Origin of the sequence: Pseudoalteromonas sp. DY56-GL22, from assembly GCF_041414715.1 — a bacterium.
In the GTDB taxonomy this organism is placed as follows: domain Bacteria; phylum Pseudomonadota; class Gammaproteobacteria; order Enterobacterales; family Alteromonadaceae; genus Pseudoalteromonas; species Pseudoalteromonas simplex.
The window spans coordinates 429,026-451,272 of the sequence record NZ_JANHZR010000002.1; the positions used below are offsets into that span (position 1 = coordinate 429,026).

Annotated in this window: 24 protein-coding genes; 16 read left to right on the plus strand and 8 right to left on the minus strand. The window is 41.0% G+C overall.

Annotation, left to right across the window (positions count from 1 at the left end; all coding sequences use genetic code 11):
• Positions 1 to 10 precede the first annotated feature (10 nt).
• The 3 genes from NO991_RS05855 to NO991_RS05865 are packed head-to-tail and all read right to left on the minus strand — an operon-like array spanning position 11 to position 3,282.
• A complete protein-coding gene (locus NO991_RS05855) occupies positions 11 to 1,618 on the minus strand; it encodes a carboxyl transferase domain-containing protein (RefSeq protein ID WP_371351764.1) in 1,608 nt (535 codons plus the stop codon).
• A gap of 9 nt (positions 1,619 to 1,627) precedes the next feature.
• Positions 1,628 to 2,803, minus strand: coding sequence for an isovaleryl-CoA dehydrogenase (locus NO991_RS05860; protein ID WP_054561519.1), 1,176 nt, complete (start codon positions 2,801 to 2,803; stop codon positions 1,628 to 1,630).
• A 44-nt stretch (positions 2,804 to 2,847) separates the two neighbouring features.
• Positions 2,848 to 3,282 carry a MerR family DNA-binding transcriptional regulator gene (locus tag NO991_RS05865; RefSeq protein WP_054553803.1) on the minus strand — a complete coding sequence of 145 codons (435 nt, stop codon included), beginning with the start codon at positions 3,280 to 3,282 and terminating at the stop codon, positions 2,848 to 2,850.
• Between the two features lie 341 nt (positions 3,283 to 3,623).
• Between NO991_RS05865 and NO991_RS05870 the strand changes: the two genes are divergently transcribed.
• The 11 genes from NO991_RS05870 to NO991_RS05920 all read left to right on the plus strand — a co-directional run bounded on the left by NO991_RS05870 (position 3,624) and on the right by NO991_RS05920 (position 14,862).
• Complete coding sequence (locus tag NO991_RS05870; RefSeq protein ID WP_371351766.1) at positions 3,624 to 4,805, plus strand: acetyl-CoA C-acyltransferase; 1,182 nt, start codon at positions 3,624 to 3,626, stop codon at positions 4,803 to 4,805.
• Positions 4,806 to 4,896: 91 nt separating this feature from the next.
• Positions 4,897 to 6,387, plus strand: a complete 1,491-nt coding sequence (locus tag NO991_RS05875) for a CoA-acylating methylmalonate-semialdehyde dehydrogenase (protein ID WP_371351767.1) — start codon at positions 4,897 to 4,899, stop codon at positions 6,385 to 6,387.
• Positions 6,388 to 6,497: 110 nt separating this feature from the next.
• Positions 6,498 to 7,655: an acyl-CoA dehydrogenase family protein gene (locus tag NO991_RS05880; protein ID WP_341804308.1), complete on the plus strand. Its 1,158-nt coding sequence runs from the start codon at positions 6,498 to 6,500 to the stop codon at positions 7,653 to 7,655.
• A 10-nt stretch (positions 7,656 to 7,665) separates the two neighbouring features.
• Positions 7,666 to 8,445, plus strand: a complete 780-nt coding sequence (locus tag NO991_RS05885; RefSeq protein ID WP_371351768.1) for an enoyl-CoA hydratase — start codon at positions 7,666 to 7,668, stop codon at positions 8,443 to 8,445.
• Positions 8,445 to 9,587, plus strand: a complete 1,143-nt coding sequence (locus NO991_RS05890; RefSeq protein ID WP_371351769.1) for an enoyl-CoA hydratase/isomerase family protein — start codon at positions 8,445 to 8,447, stop codon at positions 9,585 to 9,587. Before NO991_RS05885 ends, NO991_RS05890 begins: the two co-directional genes overlap by 1 nt.
• A 17-nt stretch (positions 9,588 to 9,604) precedes the next feature.
• Positions 9,605 to 10,495 carry a 3-hydroxyisobutyrate dehydrogenase gene (mmsB, locus tag NO991_RS05895; protein ID WP_371351770.1) on the plus strand — a complete coding sequence of 297 codons (891 nt, stop codon included), beginning with the start codon at positions 9,605 to 9,607 and terminating at the stop codon, positions 10,493 to 10,495.
• 9 nt (positions 10,496 to 10,504) lie between these two features.
• On the plus strand, positions 10,505 to 11,266 hold the full coding sequence (locus NO991_RS05900; RefSeq protein WP_105180499.1) for an SDR family oxidoreductase: 762 nt from the start codon (positions 10,505 to 10,507) through the stop codon (positions 11,264 to 11,266).
• A 108-nt stretch (positions 11,267 to 11,374) separates the two neighbouring features.
• On the plus strand, positions 11,375 to 11,863 hold the full coding sequence (locus NO991_RS05905; RefSeq protein ID WP_371351771.1) for a hypothetical protein: 489 nt from the start codon (positions 11,375 to 11,377) through the stop codon (positions 11,861 to 11,863).
• A 55-nt stretch (positions 11,864 to 11,918) separates the two neighbouring features.
• Positions 11,919 to 13,739 (plus strand): serine/threonine protein kinase, encoded by a 1,821-nt coding sequence (locus NO991_RS05910; RefSeq protein ID WP_371351772.1) that lies wholly within the window; start codon positions 11,919 to 11,921, stop codon positions 13,737 to 13,739.
• Between the two features lie 38 nt (positions 13,740 to 13,777).
• Positions 13,778 to 14,449 (plus strand): RDD family protein, encoded by a 672-nt coding sequence (locus NO991_RS05915; RefSeq protein ID WP_166340159.1) that lies wholly within the window; start codon positions 13,778 to 13,780, stop codon positions 14,447 to 14,449.
• A 14-nt stretch (positions 14,450 to 14,463) separates the two neighbouring features.
• Positions 14,464 to 14,862 carry a biotin/lipoyl-containing protein gene (locus tag NO991_RS05920; RefSeq protein WP_054553813.1) on the plus strand — a complete coding sequence of 133 codons (399 nt, stop codon included), beginning with the start codon at positions 14,464 to 14,466 and terminating at the stop codon, positions 14,860 to 14,862.
• 169 nt (positions 14,863 to 15,031) lie between these two features.
• On the opposite strand, the gene gloA is transcribed toward NO991_RS05920, so the two are convergent.
• A complete protein-coding gene (gloA, locus tag NO991_RS05925) occupies positions 15,032 to 15,562 on the minus strand; it encodes a lactoylglutathione lyase (RefSeq protein WP_371351773.1) in 531 nt (176 codons plus the stop codon).
• Positions 15,563 to 15,744: 182 nt separating this feature from the next.
• Positions 15,745 to 16,161, minus strand: a complete 417-nt coding sequence (locus NO991_RS05930) for a VF530 family DNA-binding protein (protein ID WP_138617722.1) — start codon at positions 16,159 to 16,161, stop codon at positions 15,745 to 15,747.
• Between the two features lie 183 nt (positions 16,162 to 16,344).
• Here NO991_RS05930 and NO991_RS05935 point away from each other — a divergent pair, with 183 nt between their 5' ends.
• Positions 16,345 to 16,911, plus strand: a complete 567-nt coding sequence (locus tag NO991_RS05935) for a hypothetical protein (protein ID WP_054553816.1) — start codon at positions 16,345 to 16,347, stop codon at positions 16,909 to 16,911.
• 48 nt (positions 16,912 to 16,959) lie between these two features.
• On the opposite strand, the gene NO991_RS05940 is transcribed toward NO991_RS05935, so the two are convergent.
• Together NO991_RS05940 and NO991_RS05945 are read right to left on the minus strand one after the other, a co-directional pair.
• Entirely contained in the window at positions 16,960 to 17,949 is a 990-nt protein-coding gene (locus NO991_RS05940; protein WP_199529636.1) for an MDR family oxidoreductase, read from the minus strand.
• Between the two features lie 61 nt (positions 17,950 to 18,010).
• Entirely contained in the window at positions 18,011 to 18,643 is a 633-nt protein-coding gene (locus NO991_RS05945; protein WP_054553818.1) for a TetR/AcrR family transcriptional regulator, read from the minus strand.
• A 373-nt stretch (positions 18,644 to 19,016) separates the two neighbouring features.
• On the opposite strand from NO991_RS05945, the gene rmf reads away from it, so the two are divergent.
• Positions 19,017 to 19,187, plus strand: coding sequence for a ribosome modulation factor (rmf, locus tag NO991_RS05950; protein ID WP_036968408.1), 171 nt, complete (start codon positions 19,017 to 19,019; stop codon positions 19,185 to 19,187).
• A 64-nt stretch (positions 19,188 to 19,251) separates the two neighbouring features.
• Here rmf and fabA read toward each other — a convergent pair whose 3' ends face one another.
• Positions 19,252 to 19,767 (minus strand): bifunctional 3-hydroxydecanoyl-ACP dehydratase/trans-2-decenoyl-ACP isomerase, encoded by a 516-nt coding sequence (gene fabA / locus NO991_RS05955; RefSeq protein ID WP_054553819.1) that lies wholly within the window; start codon positions 19,765 to 19,767, stop codon positions 19,252 to 19,254.
• Between the two features lie 207 nt (positions 19,768 to 19,974).
• On the opposite strand from fabA, the gene NO991_RS05960 reads away from it, so the two are divergent.
• The 3 genes from NO991_RS05960 to NO991_RS05970 are packed head-to-tail and all read left to right on the plus strand — an operon-like array spanning position 19,975 to position 22,083.
• Entirely contained in the window at positions 19,975 to 20,832 is an 858-nt protein-coding gene (locus tag NO991_RS05960) for a 6-carboxytetrahydropterin synthase (protein WP_371351774.1), read from the plus strand.
• On the plus strand, positions 20,825 to 21,643 hold the full coding sequence (locus NO991_RS05965) for a M23 family metallopeptidase (protein ID WP_287242827.1): 819 nt from the start codon (positions 20,825 to 20,827) through the stop codon (positions 21,641 to 21,643). Before NO991_RS05960 ends, NO991_RS05965 begins: the two co-directional genes overlap by 8 nt.
• 5 nt (positions 21,644 to 21,648) lie before the next feature.
• On the plus strand, positions 21,649 to 22,083 hold the full coding sequence (locus tag NO991_RS05970; RefSeq protein ID WP_138602233.1) for an acyl-CoA thioesterase: 435 nt from the start codon (positions 21,649 to 21,651) through the stop codon (positions 22,081 to 22,083).
• The last annotated feature ends 164 nt before the right edge of the window (positions 22,084 to 22,247 follow it).

The window sequence follows — 22,247 nt, forward strand, 5'->3', positions numbered from 1 at the left end:
AAGGCCTCCATTACATTCTAAATACGCCGAACTGCGAATCGCGCTCTGGTGCATTTTTAGCTGCACTTAAGGCAAGCCCTAATACATTGCGAGTATCAGCAGGATCGATAATGCCATCATCCCAAAGGCGGGCACTGGCGTAATATGGATGACCTTGTTTTTCGTATTGCTCGATAATTGGCTTTTTAAACTCACTGACTTGCTCATCAGTCATGCTTTCGCCTTTACGGGCTAAACCGTCTTGTTTAACTTGTGCAAGAACGCCTGCTGCTTGTTCACCACCCATTACAGAGATACGGGCGTTTGGCCACATCCACATCATGGTAGGTTCAAACGCACGGCCACACATACCGTAGTTACCTGCACCATACGAGCCACCAATTAACACGGTGAATTTAGGTACATCAGCACATGACACAGCGGTTACCATTTTCGCACCATGTTTGGCGATGCCTTCAGCTTCGTATTTTTTACCAACCATAAAGCCAGTAATGTTTTGTAAAAACACCAAAGGAATTTTACGTTGTGCACATAGCTGAATAAAGTGCGCGCCTTTTTGCGCAGATTCACTAAATAAAATACCGTTGTTGGCAACAATACCTACAGGGTGACCAAAGATTTTTGCAAAGCCGGTTACTAAGGTTTCGCCAAAGTAGCGTTTAAATTCATCAAATGATGAATCATCAACAACACGGGCAATTACTTCACGTACATCAAATGGCTTTTTAAGGTCGGTACCCACAATGCCGTAAATTTCGTTAATGTCGTAACGCGGCGGTTTAACATCATCAAGTAACGGTGCAGTAGGGCGCTGATAATTAATTCGTTCAATACATTGGCGAGCAATCGAAAGTGCGTGGGCATCGTTTTCAGCATAGTGGTCGGCAACACCTGAAGTTTTACAGTGAACATCAGCACCACCGAGATCTTCAGCACTTACTTCTTCACCGGTAGCCGCTTTAACCAGTGGCGGGCCTGCTAAGAAAATTGTGCCTTGCTCTTTTACGATAATACTTTCATCAGCCATCGCTGGTACATAAGCACCACCTGCAGTACATAAACCCATAACAACCGCAATTTGTGGAATGCCTTTACCAGACATACGCGCCTGATTATAGAAAATACGGCCAAAGTGTAATTTATCTGGGAATACATCATCTTGTTCAGGCAGGTTTGCACCGCCTGAATCAACTAAATAAATACAGGGTAAATGACAACGCTCTGCTATATCTTGAGCACGTAGGTGTTTTTTCACTGTTAGTGGAAAGTATGTACCGCCTTTTACGGTTGCATCATTGGCGATGATCATACATTCAACGCCTTTCACACGACCAATACCAGCAACAACACCGGCACAAGGAATCGCTTGTTCATACACGCCAAAGGCAGCAAATTGAGAAATCTCTAAAAATGGCGAGCCTTCATCAAGTAGCGTTTCAATACGGTCACGAACAAACAACTTACCGCGGCCTTGGTGGCGCTCAATTAGTGCAGGGCCACCACCTAAACGGATATCAGCGACTTTTTCACGTAAATCACTTACGAGCGCTGCCATGTTGTCGTGATTTTGCAAAAATTGCGGATCGTGTGGATTTACACTCGATTTTAAAATCGTCATAACAAGGTCCTATCGGCTTTCAGTGAATAATTCGCGACCAATTAGCATGCGGCGGATTTCTGAAGTACCTGCGCCAATTTCATATAGTTTTGCATCACGTAATAAACGACCTGTCGCGTATTCGTTGATATAACCGTTACCACCTAAGATTTGGATAGCATCAAGGGCCATTTTAGTCGCCAGCTCTGCGGCATATAAAATAGCGCCAGCGGCATCTTTACGCGTTGTTTCGCCGCGATCACATGCACGAGCAACCGTGTAAACATAAGAACGAGCTGCATTCATTTGCGTGTACATATCAGCGATTTTGCCTTGAATCAGTTGGAACTGACCAATTGGGCTATCGAATTGTTTACGCTCATGAATATAAGGAACCACAATGTCCATACATGCTTGCATAATGCCAAGCGGGCCTGCAGCTAAAACAACACGCTCATAATCAAGGCCACTCATAAGTACTTTTACGCCTTCGTTTAAGTTACCTAGAATGTTTTCTGCTGGTACTTCGCAGTTCTCGAACACTAATTCACAGGTGTTAGAGCCACGCATACCAAGTTTGTCTAGCTTCTGCGCAGTAGAGAATCCTGGTGTGTTACGTTCAACGATGAACGCTGTGATCCCTTTAGGGCCGGCATTTAAATCTGTTTTTGCATAGATAACAAAGGTATCGGCATCTGGACCATTAGTGATCCACATCTTGTTACCGTTAAGTACAAACACATCGCCTTTTTTCTCAGCTTTTAATTTCATTGATACAACATCAGAACCCGCATTTGGCTCACTCATCGCAAGGGCACCAATGTGCTCACCGCTGATAAGCTTAGGCAGGTATTTTTCTTTTTGAGCCTGTGACCCATTACGGTTAATTTGGTTAACACATAGGTTTGAATGAGCACCATAACTTAAACCAATCGATGCGCTTGCACGGCTAATTTCTTCCATTGCAATAACATGCTCAAGGTAACCAAGGCCAGCACCGCCAAATTCTTCAGGTACTGTCATACCTAATAATCCCATTTCGCCAAGCTGTGGCCAAAGTTGATTAGGGAAGGCATTGTCTACGTCTGTTTGTTCTGCAAGTGGGGCAATTTCTTGGCTCGCAAAGCTATTAACGTGATCGCGGATCATGTCTGCTGTTTCGCCAAGTCCGAAGTTCATTTCTTTGTATAGTGAAATAGTGCTCATAATGTGTGTTCCTGTGAGAGTCTGTTGACGAGATTGTTGTCAGGTTATTCGTCTAAATTATTAAGGGTTTCACGACAGCGGCGTTCTGCAGTCACCAATTCCATTAGTACAACTTTAATGTCATCCATTTGTTGGCTCAGGTCCGCTTTTTTCTCTGCGATAAGGTCAAGCATAGTCACTAGCTGTTTAGCGCTCGATTTATCTGCATCGTACAGTTCAAACAAACGGCCCGTTTCAGCCAAGGTAAAACCTAAGCGTTTACCGCGTAGAATAAGTTTTAGTCTTACTTTGTCGCGTTTTGAATAAATACGGGTTTGACCATTGCGATCAGGTGAGATCAGGCCTTGGTCTTCATAAAAGCGGATAGAGCGGGTGGTAATATCAAATTCTTTTGCTAGTTCGCTGATACTAAACGTTTGCTCATTGCTAGCAGGTTCAACTGCTGCGCTTTCAAAGTTTGTTTGATTGTCTTGTTTCATGATTTATTTACCTCATTCGAATAACACCAATATAAGTGAAGTTTACGTAAAGGTAAAGGGTGATTTGGGAGTTATACTTTAGACTTATAAAGATAACTGGTTGGATTTGTTGAAAAGCTTTATTTATCTAGCCTTGTAAGCAAATGTTCGATTTTTCATACAACAAAATACAGATAAGTTTACAGTTTTACCGGCCGCAAAAATGTTGATTTTAGATTTACGTTGGCGTAAACGTAAATATTATGTATGCTGAATTAAATCGAAATTAAACTATAACAAATTAACTGTTTGGTTACACATGATTTGAACACATGATGATAACCACTTACATGGAGCCAATTATGACTACTGAAGCCGTTGTTATTGTTGCCGCAAAACGCACCCCTATGGGTGGTTTTATGGGCGCACTAAGTGGTGCACACGCAACTGATTTAGGTGCTACAGCTATTAAAAGTAGCTTAGAGCAAGCCGGTTTATCTGCCGATAAGATTGAAGAAGTGATCATGGGCTGCGTATTACCAGCTGGTCTTGGTCAAGCACCTGCACGCCAAGCAATGTTAAAAGCGGGTCTTAATCAAGGTACTGGCGCTACAACAATCAACAAAGTATGTGGTTCTGGCTTAAAGGCTGCCATGTTTGCCCATGACTTAATTAAATCAGGCTCTATCAACTCAGCGGTTGCTGGTGGCATGGAAAGCATGAGTAATGCCCCTTATATGTTACGAAATGCACGTTCAGGTATGCGTATGGGTCATGGCGAAGTAAAAGATCACATGATGTGTGATGGCCTTGAAGATGCTTACGACAACAAAGCAATGGGTTGTTTTGCACAAGACACTGCTGATCAGTATTCAATTGGTCGTGAACAAATGGATAACTTTGCGCTTAGCTCACTAACTAAAGCGAATAGTGCGATTGAAACCGGCGCATTTGCAAACGAGATTGCCGCGCACACTATTTCTACACGCAAAGGTGATGTGACCGTTGCGATTGATGAGCAACCAGGCAATGCACGTCCTGATAAAATCCCGGGTTTACGTCCTGCATTCAAAAAAGACGGTACGATTACAGCTGCAAACTCGTCATCAATTTCTGATGGTGCAGCAGCGCTTGTGTTAATGCGTGAATCAGATGCTAAAGCACAAGGTTTAACACCACTGTGTCGTATTGTTGCTCACAGCACACATTCTCAAGCCCCAAGCGAATTTACTTTAGCACCTGTTGGCGCAATGCAATCGCTTTTAGAAAAAGCCGGTTGGTCTGTTAATGATGTTGATTTATGGGAAATCAACGAAGCGTTTGCCATGGTGACTATGCTTGCAATTAACGAGTTAAAACTTGATGAAAGCAAAGTAAACGTAAACGGCGGTGCCTGTGCACTTGGTCACCCTATTGGTGCAAGCGGCGCGCGTATCTTAGTTACCTTAATTCATGCATTAAAAAATCGTGGTCTTAGCAAAGGTGTTGCCTCACTGTGTATCGGTGGTGGTGAAGCTGTTGCTATGGCTGTTGAAGCTATTTAATCGCTTTAGAATTTTAATCTCTCACAGCCGCAACGTATTTTAAAAACTATCATGTTGCGGCCTCTTTATACCCACTGGGGAGGAGTGCCTCATGCACCAAGTACCTTTATTTATCAACGGCGAATTTACCCAATCAAGTTCATCGCAGCTGATTGATGTTATCAATCCTGCAAACCAAGAAGTGTTAGCCCAAGTTCCGTGTGCAACGGATGCTGAAATGGATGCAGCCATTGCCTCTGCAAAAGAAACATTTAAAACATGGAAAGAAGTGCCAATTTCTGAGCGTGCGCGCATTATGATGAAATACGCAGCACTACTAAAAGAAAACCATGACGAACTCGCGACGATTATTTGTCATGAGCTGGGTAAAACATTTGAAGATGCCAAAGGCGATGTTTGGCGTGGTATTGAAGTGGTTGAGCAAGCAGCCAATGCACCATCTCTGATGATGGGCGAAACAATGGAAAACGTAGCGCGTAAAATCGATACTTACTCTTACATGCAACCACTAGGTGTATGTGCGGGTATTACGCCATTTAATTTCCCTGCGATGATCCCTTTATGGATGTTCCCACTGGCTATTGTGTGTGGTAACACCTTTATTCTGAAACCATCAGAGCAAGATCCACTAACACCGATGCGTTTAGCTGAACTATTTGTAGAAGCGGGCGCGCCAAAAGGGGTGTTACAAGTTGTTCACGGTACAAAACCACAAGTTGACCGTTTATTAGAAGACCCAGCAGTACGTGCTATTTCATTTGTTGGTTCGTGTGGTGTTGGTGAATACATCTATTCAAAAGGCACAGCAAACCTTAAACGCGTACAAGCTTGTGTAGGTGCAAAAAACCACATGGTTATTATGCCAGATGCCAGTAAATCGCATGTTGTAAACAACCTAGTCGGTGCGTCTGTAGGTGCTGCGGGTCAGCGCTGTATGGGTATTTCGGTTGCTGTATTTGTTGGTCAAGCTAAAGACTGGCTTGATGAAATTAAAGCAGGCTTTGAAAACGTACGCCCAGGTGTATGGGATGATGCCAACGCGGCTTACGGCCCACAAACATCAAAAGCTGCTAAAGACCGTATTCTATCACTTATCGCTAGTGGTAAAGAACAAGGTGCAACGTGCTTAATTGATGGCTCTGACTTTACTGTTGAAGGTTACGAGCAAGGTAACTGGGTTGGTCCAACGTTATTTACTGATGTAACAACAGAGATGGATTTATACAAAGAAGAGATCTTTGGTCCTGTATTGGCTTGTATGTTTGTAGATACTCTAGAAGAGGCGATTGAGCTTATCAATAACTCGCCTTACGGTAACGGTACTTCGTTATTCACATCAAGCGGCGCTGCTGCACGTAAATTCCAACATGAAATCGAAGTAGGTCAAGTTGGTATCAACGTGCCAATTCCTGTGCCACTCCCGTTTTTCTCTTTCACAGGTTGGAAAGGTTCATTCTACGGTGACCAACACACCTATGGTAAGCAAGGTATTCGTTTTTACACAGAAACGAAAACAATTACTTCACGTTGGTTCGAGGATGATATCGCCTCAGGTCCGAACATGAGTATCAACCTTAAATAAGCCGTAATTAATTTACTGCTGAGCGAGCACACGCTCGCTCAAAGAACACACATTTAAACGACAACAATCGTTATTCACACAAGAATAAGACAACAAAATAGAGGTCTACTATGGACTTTAATTTAACCGAAGATCAGCAAGCATTTGCTGAAACAGCCCGTCAGTTTGCAGAGTCTGAACTTGCTCCACATGCTGCTAAGTGGGACCAAGAACACATTTTCCCTAAAGACACCATTAAAGCAGCCGGTGAGCTTGGCTTTTGTGGTTTATATACCCCTGAAGAAGCGGGCGGCTTAGGTTTATCTCGCCTAGATTCAAGCATTATCTTTGAGCAGCTTGCCATGGGTTGTACAGCAACGACCGCTATGTTGACCATTCATAATATGGCAACCTGGATGATTGCAAGCTTTGGTACTGAGGACGTTAAAGCCCAGTACTGCGAACAATTAGTGATGGGTGAGTTACTTGCTTCTTACTGTTTAACAGAGCCTGGCTCTGGCTCTGATGCAGCATCGCTAAAAACCAAAGCGGTTAAAGAGGGCGATGAGTATGTGATCTCAGGCTCTAAAATGTTTATTTCGGGTGCCGGTGAAACTGATTTACTCGTTGTTATGGCGCGCACTGGTGGTGAAGGCGCTGCCGGTATTTCGGCATTTGTTGTGCCAGCTGACGCAGTAGGTATCGAATACGGTAAAGCTGAAGAAAAAATGGGCTGGAATGCACAGCCAACACGTTTAATTAGTTTTGAAGGTGTCAGAATTCCTGCGGCTAACTTACTAGGCCAAGAAGGCGAAGGCTTTAAGTTTGCAATGCAAGGCCTAGATGGTGGCCGAATTAATATTGCTACCTGTTCATTAGGTACAGCACAAGCAGCTCTTAATACTGCGCGCGAATACCTAAAAGAACGTGAGCAATTTGGTAAGCCATTAGCTGCTTTCCAAGCACTGCAATTTAAGATTGCCGATATGAACACCGAGCTTGTTGCCGCTCGTCAAATGGTGCGCTTAGCCGCATTTAAACTAGATACCGGTGACAGCGAAAAAACCACTTACTGCGCGATGGCAAAACGTTTTGCTACAGATGTTGGTTTTAAAGTCTGTGACGACGCACTACAAATACATGGTGGTTATGGTTACATCAAAGAATACCCATTAGAGCGTCATTTCAGAGACGTCCGTGTACATCAAATTCTTGAAGGCACAAACGAAATCATGCGCGTGATTATCGCACGCCGTATCTTAGCTGAGTCAGCTGGCGACATTCTATAAGGAGCAACCTATGTCTAATCCATCGATTGATTTAAATATTGAAGGTAACGTAGCGGTTTTAACTATGAATAACCCGCCAGCGAATACCTGGACACAAGATACATTAACCGCGCTTAAAGACACTGTAACTGAGCTAAATGCTAACAAAAATGTCTATGCATTAGTGATTACAGGCCAAGGTGAAAAGTTCTTTAGTGCAGGTGCTGATTTAAACGTGTTTGCCAGCGGTGACAAAGGCGTTGCTGCCACTATGTCAAAAGTGTTTGGTGATGCATTTGAAGCATTAACCAATTTCCGTGGTGTATCAATCGCGGCAATTAATGGTTATGCCATGGGCGGTGGTCTTGAAGTGGCTCTTGCTTGTGATATTCGTATAGCTGAAGAGCAAGCTCAAATGGCCCTTCCTGAAGCGAAAGTTGGCTTACTGCCTTGTGCTGGCGGTACGCAAAACCTTGCATGGCTTGTTGGTGAAGGCTGGGCAAAACGCATGATCTTATGTGGCGAGCGCCTAAAAGCAGATAAAGCAGGTGAAATTGGCCTTGTTGAAGAAGTGGTCGGTGCTGGCGAAAGTTTAGCTGCGGCAATGAAACTTGCTAACCAAGTTGGCGAGCAAAGCCCAGTTGCTGTGACGGCATGTAAAGAACTTATTCAAAAAGGTCGCACACAACCTATGGCTCATGCGTTGCCATTAGAGCGTGAGTTATTTGTTCAGTTGTTTGATACACAAGACCAAAAAGAAGGCGTGAATGCGTTCTTAGAAAAGCGTAAAGCAAATTGGGTAAATGGCTAATGACTAATATAACACTACTAAATCATCAAGATGCGCCTGTGGTGTTTGAAACTGCTGAGGCCGAGAGTGGCCTTATTGCAATTGCGACACTCAATGCACCTAAGTCGTTAAACGCTTTAAATTACGACATGATCCAATTGTTAGAGCCTCAGCTTAGAAAATGGGCTGACGATGACGCCGTTGCCATGGTCGTGCTGAAAGGGGCTGGCGAGAAAGCATTTTGTGCTGGTGGCGATGTAGTAAGCCTGCATAAAGCAATGAGCACAGGTGAGCCTGCTAACTACATTGAAGACTTTTTTACCCTTGAGTACAAATTAGACTATCTAATTCACTGCTATGAAAAGCCAATATTACTTTGGGGTAATGGCATTGTTATGGGGGGCGGCCTTGGCTTAATGGCTGGGGCAAGTCACCGAGTGGTAACAGAAACATCGCGTATTGCAATGCCTGAGCTAACCATTGGTTTATACCCTGATGTGGGCGGCAGTTATTTCTTACATAAAATGCCTGAGCAAGTGGGTCTATTCTTAGGGTTAACTGCGGCGTCTATCAATGCTGAAGATGCCTTGTTTGTTAATCTTGCTGATCACTATGCAACAGCAGATAAATATGACGCTATTTTAACGGCTATCACCGCTGAAAAGTGGGGCAAAACAGCCTCATTAAACCACGAAAAGCTGACAAATATTCTAATCTCTATTGATAATATTTCAGGCCGTGTTCCTAAAGGCAATGTAAAAGATAACTTAGCGGTTATTCAAAAGCTGGCTGAGTTTGATTCATTGCAGGGGAAAATTGACTACATTCAAGCTTTACAAACTGAAGACAAATGGCTTACTCGTGCGCAAAAGTCATTAGCGCATGGTTGTCCGCTTAGTTGTGCGCTGGTAGAACGTCAATTAGCTAATTCAAAAGAGATGACGTTAGCAGATTGCTTCAAAATGGAGTTAGGCATGTCAGTTCGTTGTGGCGAAGTAGGCGAGTTCCAAGAAGGCGTTCGTGCGCTACTAATCGACAAAGACGGTGCACCTAACTGGCAGTTTAAATCGATTAGCGATATCGACGAAACAGTTGTAGATAGCTTCTTTACAGCACGCTGGGATGAGCAATCTCACCCACTTAACTCATTAACGTCATCTTAAGTCCAAGGGGTAAACAAATGGCTAAATTAACAATAGGATTTATTGGTTTAGGCAACATGGGTGGCCCAATGGCGGCAAACCTTGTCAATGCAGGGCATACAGTTCGTGTGTTTGACTTAAATAAAGCAGCGGTCAGTGAGCTTGCCGATAAAGGTGCAATTGCTGCTACCGATGCAGCTGAGTGTGCCATTGGCGCTGATATTTTTATCAGTATGCTACCAGCAAGCAAACACGTTAAATCGCTTTACTTAGGCGAAACAGGTCTTATCAACTTACTTGATAGCAAAACCTTAGTGATTGACTGCTCAACCATTGATGCAGAATCAGCGCGTCAAGTGGGTAGCGAACTTGCTCAAAAAGGCATTGATTTTGTTGATGCGCCGGTATCAGGTGGTGTTGCAGGTGCAACAGCAGGTACTTTAACCTTTATCGTCGGTGGTGAGCAAAGCCACTTTGAAAAAGCCAAACTGGCTTTAGTGGATATGGGTAAAAACATCTTCCATGCTGGTGATGTTGGTGCAGGCCAAGTCGCAAAAATCTGTAACAACATGCTGCTGAGCATTTTAATGGCTGGTACTAGCGAAGCACTACAAATGGGAATTAACAACGGGCTTGATCCAAAAGTGTTAAGTGACATTATGAGCGCAAGCTCTGGTCGTAACTGGACACTTGAGCTTTACAACCCATGCCCTGGTGTAATGGAAACAGCACCAGCAAGTAATGATTATAAACCGGGCTTTATGGTTGATTTAATGGCGAAAGACTTAGGTCTTGCTATGGAAGCGGCTCAGCAAAGTAATTCATCTACCCCAATGGGGTCAATGGCGAAGAATCTATACACTATGCTTCAGCATCAAGGTGCGGGTAGTGATGATTTTAGTGCTATTTTTAAATTATTCTCGAAGTAGGAGATTGTTGTGGAAATTAAAAACAACAACATCGTAATTACCGGTGGTGCGCAAGGTTTAGGCTTTGCTATGGCCGAGAAATTTGCATCCCTTGGCGCGAACATCGCCCTTATCGATATGCAACAAGATGTACTAGATACTGCAGTATCAGCGCTTGCCAAGCATGGCACAAAAGTCATGGCGTATGCTGCTAATGTTACAGATGAAGACGCTGTGGTAGCAACGTTTAATACTATCAACAAAGACTTTGGCCATATCGGCGTTTTAATTAATAACGCAGGTATCTTACGCGATGGTATGTTTATCAAAGCAAAAGAAGGCAAAGTGGTAGATAAAATGTCGCTGGCTCAATTTCAATCTGTGATTGATGTGAACCTAACTGGTGTATTCTTAGCAGGACGTGAAGCTGCGAGTCACATGATTGAGTCTGGCAAAGGCGGCGTTATCGTTAATATGTCGAGTGTTGCTCGTGCAGGTAATATTGGCCAAACAAACTATGCTGCGTCTAAAGCCGGTGTTGTTGCGATGACAACGGGTTGGGCGAAAGAACTAGGTCGCTTTGGTATCCGTGTTGGTGCAATCGCACCAGGTGTTATTCGCACAGCAATGACAGATGCAATGAAACCAGAAGCAAAACAACGCATGATGGCGGTAACGCCAGTGGGTCGTTTTGGTGAAGCAGAAGAAATTGCCCAAACAGCACAATACATTGTAGAGAATGACTTCTTTACAGGTCGTGTTGTTGAAATTGATGGTGGTATCCGCCTTTAGTTTGAAATGGTAACCCTTTACCCATTGAAAGTACCAAAACGGTAAGCCTAGCTTGCCGTTTTTTTATTTTTAAAGTATTTTAAATTCATAATGATAAGGAGATCTGTTATGAACACTGATGGCATTACAGTATCAATGAGCAAGGGAATTAAAGCCAACTTCAAACTGGGTGAACATTTAATTGAATACTGGGGTTCTGCTTACTCAGGTAAAGAAGTTCTGAAAGTAGACGGTGAATTAATAGCAGAATCACGTAACTTTAAAACGAAATCTGTTCATGAGTTTAATATTGATGGTAAAGCCTGCCAATTAACAGTTTCAGTGACTTTATTCAGGAAGTTTTCTTCTACCATCACATTAGAGTGTGAGGGGGAGCTAGTTCACAGTTATCAACTCACATATGGTAAAACCCGACAAATTGCTTGGTATTTAAAAGCAATCCCATTTTTATTTGCAGGGGTTTTAGGCTGGTGTTTTGCCGCTGATATTCTTACCTTATTAGAGTTGGTTATCTTTTGTTGCTTAACCTTCGCAGTATCAGAACTGGTTATGAAAGATCAAGGCTGGATCATCGAAGAGCAAAAGCCTTGTAATTAACTGCCTAGCATTCAATAATTAAGCGGTTAAAAGCCGCTTAACTTTGAGAGATGCAGTGAATCCCAAACAAATCCGCAATTTTTATATCAATGAAGAGCAGTCTGTTTATTTGCTGTCTCACCATGATGCTAAAAAGCACCGTCAATGGCTTAACATTTGTATTAAACAGCTTACTTTGCTTGGTTACAGTGACGTTGAATTAATTGGTTCTGGTGCGTTTGGATTTGTTTTTGCCGGTGTTGATGATGAAGACCTACCTTGGGTATTTAAGTTTTCACGGATAACCCTTGCACAAAGTGTACGTGACCGTTTAGAAGACGAAGCGTACATGCTCTCGCAAGTTAATAATCCATTGGTGCCAAAATTTTATGCCTTTGAGCGTATTAAAAAGCAAGGCATTTTAATGATGGAGCGCGCTCTAGGTGAAGATTTAGAAAAAATCTCCATCAAGCAGGGGCGTTTTAGCGCAGCAAAAGTCATGGCGCTGGCTCTTAGGTTACGTAATGTGCTTGTAGATTTACGCGAACACAAAAATGGCTTAAGCCCACATCCTATTGTACATGGCGATATTAAACCCTCTAACATTGTTTATGATGAACAAACCAATAAGTTGTCGTTGGTAGACTGGGGCAGCTCTGTTTATGCACAAATAGATGCTGAAGGTAATCCGGTTGCTAGCAACTTTATGGATCTTATGTCTGCTGATATCAGCACAACCAATGCACGTATGGGTGATGTGTATTTTATTGGTGATGAGCAAATGTCGGGCGGGCAGTCATCGCCACGTTTTGATGAGCAAGGTGTTGCTTCAACTCTTTATGCACTGGCATCTGCACAATCTTGCCGATTTGGTGCGGCGGTTATTCCGGCTACAAGCCTGAATTTACCAATGGAGCTTGCCCGGGTTATTGACGGTATGCTTTCAAAAGATAAGGCAACCAGAGATGGCGCTGGTGATTATTTTATGCGAAACATGCCTACAATGGCTAAAGCTTACCTCCCTGAGCTGCCCCGTAAAGTCATTCGCCCTTATATCCCTTATTGGTTTAGTGAGTTTGATGAACACCCAGACACGGTAGTTTATAGCTCACGTAAACAATTTTTAAGACAAGCGGACCATAATCAACAATTACTTGATGTAAACGATGCCCAGCTCGACAGGTACTACAAAGAGTTTTTATTTGATACCGGCGACACCGAAAAAGCATTTTTGGCCTCTATTAGCCGATTAGCAAAATATCCGGTAGTAGGGGGCCTTAGTTTTCATTGGAAAGAAAACTCACTGTTTGTTGAATCATCACTTATCCTGCATGATGAAACACTTGGTACAGCCTTTACCGATGCCATTAACAACACGGTGATGTTAGCACAGGGGATTGAACAAAAAGGTCTCTTTAAATGTTGTTTGTTTGATGCGCGTAAGACCATTCAGCTCGAACGTGATGGCACAGGTGCGTTTAAGTTTGAGAATTTACCTGAGCTTGATTACGAAGTAATGGATGTACAAGCCTCAGACGTAACCAGACCGCATTCGTACTTTGAAGATGGTAAAGACCCTGATGAGCAATTACAGCTCCCGAAAAAGGTTATAAAGTGCGTATTTGAGCTAAACCAAATACACCATACAGGCTGTATTATTTTTGAAGCCTTACCTGATAGGATGAAGATACACCATTACTATCGTCTGCTAGATGCCAGTAAAGAACCAGAATTTAAACGTTTATTAAGTAAGCTCATGCAATACGCGGTTAATATCACAGATGTGGGTGTAGCAGGATTTATGAAGCTACCTTACAAGAATACTCGTGAATTTGATTTGTGTACTAAACAGCCCGATGAGTTTTATCCGCGAGACCCAAAAAGAGCTAAATGCTAAAAGCTGACTAAATTAAAGCAGTAAGGAGAATAACAAACATGGACTACACCCCAAATTATAAAAATTATTCATTAGATGAGCTATTAGATGCTCAAAAATATATTGATAAAGATAGCTTCCCACAAAGAGCACAAGAGTTAGAATTAGAGATAGCAAATAAAATAAAAGACCCAGAAATAAAAGCAGAGTTTGAAGAGCTAGAAACGAGTAAAAGGTATGCTACTTTTTGGCCTCGTTTTTGGGCCGCGATTATTGATGGTTTAATATTTACAGCATTACTTTATATTGAATGCTTACTCTTTGGCGTTGAATACTCTAACCAAAACATGGTTTTACAAGCCGTTAATGGCGTTCAGTATATTGGCTACGTTGTTTTTATGCATGGGTTTTATGGCCAAACTCTTGGTAAGATGGTGATGGATGTTAAAGTCCTCGATCATGACACTGAAACAGATATTAATCTTAAACAATCGGTTCGCCGAGAATCTGTAAATATTGCTATTAACTCATCTTGGATACTACTACTTTTATCTATTTCAATATCGTTACAACAACTCGGTAGCATACATGAGTTTTTAACTTATTTAATTATGGGTTTGAGTTCTTTAGCTACAGTATGGGCATTGTCAGAATTTATAACCATGCTGTTTAATGAAAAGCGTCGTGCAATACATGACTTCATAGGTAAAACGGTTGTTGTTAGGTTGTAATAAGGAGCGCGACTATGTCAATCCCAATAAAAATACCTGAATTACCAAATGATATTGGCGATGTTAAGGTAGCAAATGTTCATGTAGATGTTGGCGATATTGTTTTAGTTAATTCCCCCCTCTTTGATATAGAAACAGATAAAACAATATTAGAAATTCAAGCGTCTGAAGCAGGTGAAATTAGTGAATTTAAGGTTAAAGCTGGGGATTATGTTACTGCTAACCAAGTAGTTGGGATGATGTTACCTGATGAAAACGCTGAAATTAGATTTGTTCACTCTACACCGAAGGAAAATGCTACTTCTAAAGTAAACACCTCAGATAAAAAGAGTAAGAACCATCAAGTTCAACATTATTGGCTGCTAGTTCTTTTTTTTGTGGCTATTGTAGGTATTATTTATACAAGTTTGTAACTGAGAAGATGATGTTATTTGGCTTTTAACAGGTGTATTTAAAGCTAAACAATGACCAAATGATAATTAATGGAATCTTTATTTTAAAGAGAACTCTGAGTTAATAAGTAAAACCTTAAAATGAAAAATTCAATAACCTGCTAAATAGCAGGTTATTAAAGGGGCAGCCTTACTTATGCTCTTCAATGATCTCAGTGATCCCTTCAGCCGAGAGTATTTCTATCCAATAGCCATCAGGGTCTTTAATAAAAGCTAGGCCTTTCATAGAGCCATCATCTGGTTTTTTGAGAAACTCAACATCGTATTTTGCAAAACGCTCGCATGCTGCGTACACATCTGGCACGCTTATACCGATATGACCAAAGCCTTTTGGTTCATCATTACCACTATGGTAACCAGCAAAACTGTCATCATTTTCTGTGCCCCAATTATGTGTAAGCTCGATAAGAGCAGGGCGGCGAAATACCCACTGTGCTTTTTCTTTATCGCTGCCTGTTGGCATGTCTTGCTCATAACCTAAAAAGTACAGCGTAAACTCCATTTTAGGGAAGTCATATTTACCAAGTAACTTCATACCTAAAACATTTCGATAGAAATCTAAAGAAGGCTTTGGATCTTTAATGCGCAACATTGTCTGTTGCATTACATAACCTTGCGTAGCGGTTGCGATTTGTTCAGGTGATTCGTTGTAGTTAGACATACACATCCTTTTTAGCTGATATTTCTGGTAATGTAATTAGTCTAACATATTCACGTTACCCTTAAATTAATAACAAATATTTTTGATGTGCTAAGACAAATCTTCAGTTCTTAATTTGCTAACCCAAATAAAAAACCGCCAAACAGGCGGCTTATTTCATCTTACAGCTCAAAGCTTAAAAATCAATTACCCCAAGGGTTACTCGCACTTGAACGCTGTTTACGAGCTCGAGCAAGTTGTTTTGCTTCTTTTTTAGCGTGGATGCGTTTGGCGTCAATAAAACTTAACTCACACGGTTCACCTGGTTTTTGATCAGCAGGGATCACACGATCGCGTGGCGGTAATTCGTAGTTTACATTGTCTGGGCGTGGTAAGTTTTTTAGACGATACAAATAAAAGTTCTCGACTTTTTCTTGAGCCCATTGGGTTTTACGTAAAAACTTAACCGTAGATTTAACATCTGGATTATTCTTAAAGCAGTTCAAACGCATATAGGCGTGGAGTAATTCCCAGCCATATTGTTCGACAAGCTCTGTGACGACTTGCTCGATACCAACACCTTGTAGCGGGTTATTGCTGAAAATTTCTTTATTACTCATATCATGCTCTTGTTTATTGTTTACGTAATTAGTTAATTATAATTTGAAAGATCTAATTTAGATACCGCTTATCAATTTGATATACGAACCATTTTAAAAGTTTACATGTTTACCTTATATGGGTAATCTATGCGCTTGAATTGGCATGAGGCTAATTTATTAAATTGATTAAGGAATCTATAAATGGGACTTTTTGATAAGATCAAAACACAAGCTAATACAATTGGAACAAATATTAGTGAATCAACCTCTAAACTAACCAGTGATATCTCTACTGCGTCGAAAGAAAAATCAAAGCTTTCAGCGATTAATTCTGAAATTACTTCAATTAACGGGCAACTAAATATTGCTTACCAAGACATTGGTAAAAAGTATGTATCTAATTTAGTCGATAATAAGGGTGAAAATGTTGAAGCTGTTCTAAAAGATACACTCGACAGAATAGAGCCTCTTTTAGAGAAAAAAATAGAGCTTGAGAAAGAAGCAGTAGAAATTGAGAAAAAATTAAAAGATCAGATAATTCTACAAGAAAAAGCAATTTTTCAACGTGAGTTTGATGAAGAAAAAGAAAAGCTAGAGAAAGCTGTGAAACTGGATGTATTAACAGAAAAAGAGATGCAGGATAAATTAGCTAGAGCTCAGCTTAAATTGGATAATTTTGATAATATTCGTAAAGTTAAAAAACAGTACGATATGCAATTAATTTCAAAGGAAGAACTAAACGAAAAGCTTGCGGCGTTTGGTGTTTAAATTCTTTTTTTTAAAAAGGCTCTAAGGTGTTTAGAGCCTTTAAATCTATTACTTACAATTAACTACTACACGGCCACGTATTTCACCTTTTAATAGGGCTTCTGCATTTGCAACGGCGTCAGAAAGCGGGACTTCTTGTGAAATAGTATCTAGGTACTGCGCCTCAACTAACTCACTTAAACGTTGCCATGCTTCAATTCGGTCAGCTTTAGGGCGCATTACACTATCAATACCCATTAGGCTAATGCCACGAAGGATAAACGGCGCTACCGTTGCCGGAAAGTCCATACCTTGTGCTAAACCACAGGCTGTTACAACACCACCGTATTTAATCGATGCACACACATTTGCAAGGGTGTGGCTACCCACAGAATCAATTGCACCAGCGAATTGCTCTTTTGCCAGTGGTTTACCAGGTGCTGAGAATTCATCGCGAGATAAAACACGTTTTGCGCCTAATTTTTCAAGATGATCTGCTTCGTTCATGCGGCCTGTTGTGGCAACAACATCAAAGCCAAGCTTATTAAGTAAATAGATAGCAAAACTGCCCACGCCGCCATTGGCTCCAGTGACCAGAATTTCACCGCTTTGAGGCGTGATCCCTTGTTTTTCTAAAGCGATAATACTAAGCATTGCGGTATACCCCGCAGTACCAATTTGCATTGCTTGTTTTGGTGTTAAATTAGCGGGAAGGGGGATAAGCCAATCTGCACTCATAGATGCTTTTGCACTTAAACCACCGAGGTATTTCTCACCAACACCAAAGCCATTTAACAAGACTTTATCACCTACTTTAAATTCATCACTTTTAGACTCAGTCACTGTGCCTGCAAGGTCAATACCTGGGATCATCGGGAATGTTCTTACCACAGGGCCTTTACCTGTAATCGCTAAAGCATCTTTGTAATTCAAGGTGCTGTAGTCAACATCAATATTTACATCGTGCTGGTGGATACTTTCTACAGGAAAGTCTGTGTATTCGGCACGATAGCCTTGATCATCTTTGTTGATAACTACCGATTTTACTGATGTTGTCATGTTGACTCCTTTTAGACCGATCGTCTTTTAATGGTTAAAATAAAACCCTATTAAAACGGCTTTATAAAATTAAGCGTAAAAATTGAGCTGTATAAAGGGTAAGCGGTTCACTTGATTTATCAAGTTTAGAGCGCATCACTGCGCCTTCCCATCCAATCCAGAAGAACTCAGCAAGCATTTTACAATCTGATGATTGAGGTATTTGTTTTTGCTGCTTTGCGTCTATCAAGCAGTGTTCAATTAGAGCTTGCCAGCTGGTGTAAGCCTGCTTAATACGTGCAATCATTGCTTCATTAAGGTAGCTGAGCTCTTGGTTTAAATTACCAATTAAGCAGCCGCGATTAAACTCAAACTTTGCCATGCCTTGTTTAGCGTCATTAGCAAACAGTACAATCCTTTCAAGAGGGGTTGTTGCATCGTTTGCTAGGTGGCGTTTTAACTTTGCCTGAAAATAGCTGTCGTAAGCATCTATGAGTGCCAAGCCGAAATCATTTTTACTTTTAAAGTAATGATAAAAAGATCCCTTAGGTACTTGTGCTGATTTTAAGATTAAATCAATGCCGGTTGCGCTAAAGCCTTTTTCAGTTAATACGGCTAACCCTGTATTAATTAGTAGGGCACGCGTATCTGCATTTGAACGCGCTATTTTTGGTGGCCTGCCACGACGGCTCGGCACAGAGTTATTTGTTTCCATGAGCACCATATTAGACCGATCGGTTTTTAATATGCAAGTAATAAATAGACTAAATTGTAATCATCACAAATTTGTCATGATTACAATTTAATTGGGAACTTTGTAGAAATAGGCTAGGTCACAAATATTGAAGCTAAAAGAGCTGTATCGTTTTTAGCTGAATTTAAGTGTATTAATAGATGGTTTTAGTTAAAGAGGTACGACCACCTAGTCATTTAAAATGTTAATTCATTTGAGCATCAGCACGTTAGTTATTGTCAATTTATTTAATTGCTTTTTGCTATTTGAATTTAACAGTTTTATTAACTATTCATTAAATGTAGATGTCAATTTCGCTACATATCTATAAATATAAAAGGTGAGGATATTACCTATGAAGAGACAGAAAAGAGATCGTTTAGAAAGAGCTCATTCTCAAGGTTATAAAGCAGGCTTGGCAGGCCGTTCCAAAGAACAATGCCCTTATCAACAAATAGACCCTAAATCAGAATGGTTAGGCGGCTGGCGAGAAGCCATTGAAAACCGAAATATGTTTAAAACTTAAAATAGGCACCTTATTTACGCAAAAAAGCCCCACTTCGGGGCTTTTTTGTATCTACACATTCATATTAGAATGCAGATGTATCTTGGAAAAGACCTACTTTAAGATCTTTTGCTTCATAGATTACGCGGCCATCTACTTCTACAGTACCATCAGCCATACCCATGAATAATTTACGTTTAATTACACGCTTCATGTCTAAACGATAAGTTACTTTTTTAGCTGTCGGTAAGATTTGACCTGTGAATTTAACTTCACCTACACCAAGTGCACGACCAAGACCTGGACCACCAGACCAACCAAGGAAGAAACCTACTAATTGCCACATAGCATCAAGACCAAGACAACCAGGCATTACTGGGTCACCTTTAAAGTGACAGTCGAAGAACCAAAGATCAGGGTTGATATCTAGTTCTGCAACGATTTGGCCTTTACCGTGCTCACCACCATCAGCAGTGATAGAGATAATGCGGTCCATCATTAACATGTTGTCACTTGGTAAACGACAGTTGCCTTCACCGAACATTTCACCTTGACCGCAAAGGACCAATTCTTCTTTTGTATAGCTGTTTTTAGGTTCCATAACTCTCATTCATCGCTTAGAAATTGCCCCGTACTTTAGCGTACACTTGTACGCTAAACAACTCGGAGCAGTTAATTATTTGCTATTTTTCGCTTGTTTTATGACCATTTAATTAAACTGTCGCTGATAAAGGGAGATAAAACCGCGCATTGTGAAGTAAAAATCATTATAATTGCTGTGATTCTTTAACCAGTCTAAAGGAAATTTATGATCCTTTTTGTAAACTCACTGACAGTGATTGATTTTTCTTACTTGTGTAATAAACGCGGCGCAGTTGGCGAGAGCTGGATTGTGGATTTAACTCTGCACGGTCAATTAAATGATGAGTCGATGGTGCTTGATTTTGGTTTAGTTAAAAAGCAAATCAAGGGCATTATTGATAACTGTATCGACCATAAACTTGCTGTGCCTGCCACACTAAACGGTTCACTAACACAGCATGCTGAGCACAGCGTGCTAGATTGTCATTTTGGTGATAATTATCACTTAGCTATGAGTGCTCCTAACCAAGCATATTGTTTAATCGATGCTGATGTTATTGATGAAAAGTCGGTAACCGAGTTTTTAATTAAAACAATTATGCCTGAGCTACCTAGCAACATTGAAAAGATTGAAATTACTTTATACCCAGAGCATAGCCAAAGTTTTTACTATCATTACAGCCATGGTCTTAAAAAGCACGATGGTAATTGTCAGCGTATTATTCATGGCCATCGCTCACAGATTGGTATTAGCCTTGATGGTATGGCTATGCCTCGCTTACAAAAAGAGTGGGCAGATAAATGGGAAGACATTTATCTAGCAACAGCTGAAGATGAAATCAATAAATCAGACCTCAAGCATGTAACTGCACAAGATAACGATGTGTGTTTTGCTTATACATCACAGCAAGGCTATTTTGAAATGGCGATTGATAAATCTCGTTGCGATATTTTACCTTGTGATACTACGGTTGAGTGCATTGCAGACTACTTAAGTTCACAAGTTAAAAACCAATACCCTGATTCAGAAGTTAAAATTACAGCTTACGAAGGGGTTGGTAAGGGGTCAATCAGTTATGCGTAAAGGATTACTAATAGCTGCATTTGCAGGATTGTTTTCTTTAACTGCAAGTGCTGTTGAATTAAAAGGACATTTAACTCAAGGCGGTTTAGTAACAGGCCAAATTGATGGCGCTAAAAGTGTTAGCTTCAATGGTGAGCCTCTTAAGCTTTCAACAAATGGTGAGTTTGTGTTTGGCTTTGGTCGTGATGCGAAGACAAATCATAGCCTTTCTTGGGTTGATAGTGCGGGTGTAAGCCACGAACAAGCAATTGTGATCACTAAGCGTGATTACAAAATTGACAAAATCACCGGTGTTGCAAAAAAATATGTCTCGCCACCTAAAGAAGTGTCTGAGCGTATTAGCCGTGAAGCTGTTGCCGTACGCAAAGCGAGGCAGGTCAATTCTGACCTACGGTACTTTTTAGATCCTGTTTATAAGCCTGCAACGGGCCGTATTTCAGGTGTTTATGGTAGCCAGCGTTACTTTAATGGTGAGCCTCGCCGCCCGCACTTTGGTTTAGACATTGCCAATAAAACGGGTAGTCCAGTGTATGCACCAGTAAGCGGCACAGTTGTTTTTGCTGATGCTGACTTATATTACTCTGGTGGAACCTTGATCCTTGACCACGGCCATGGTGTTACCTCTACTTATATTCATTTAAGCAAATTAGATGTAAAAGTAGGGGATGAAATTAAGCGTGGCGATAAAATTGCCGAGATCGGTGCAACCGGTCGCGTAACTGGCCCTCATTTAGACTGGCGTTTTAATTGGAAAAATGAACGCCTTGACCCTGCGCTAATGATGCAAGACACATTAGCTAATAAAAAGTAGAGACTATGACACAACCAATCGATCGTGACGCTATTATTGCAAAGCGTATTGCTGACTCAACAACGTCGGTAACAAAAACTGTTTTTCCTGGCCGCACTAATCACCACAATACTTTATTTGGCGGTGATGCGTTGGCTTGGATGGATGAAGTCGCGTTTATCGCTGCTACACGTTTTTGTCGTAAGCCACTTGTAACTATTTCGTCTGACCGTGTAGATTTTAAAGAAGCCATTCCAGCTGGTACATTTGCAGAGCTAATTTCTAAAGTGGTGCATGTAGGAAACACCAGCCTTAAAGTAGACGTTGAAATCTTTTTAGAAACAATGCACAAAGACGATAAGCATTTAGCTATTTCTGGTAGTTTCACGTTTGTAGCTGTTGATGATAATCACAGGCCAACACCGGTTGTTTGCGATAAAATGATCAACGGTTTCGAATAAAGCACGGCTATACCAATTCGCAATAAAACTTAATTAAGCGAATTGGTGTTAAACTTAAAAAATAAGTACCTGCGGGTATTTATTTTTACACATTAAAGAACACATCATACTAAATTTTATGTAAATATTATCTCAGCAAAGATTAAGAAATAGGACTATAAGTA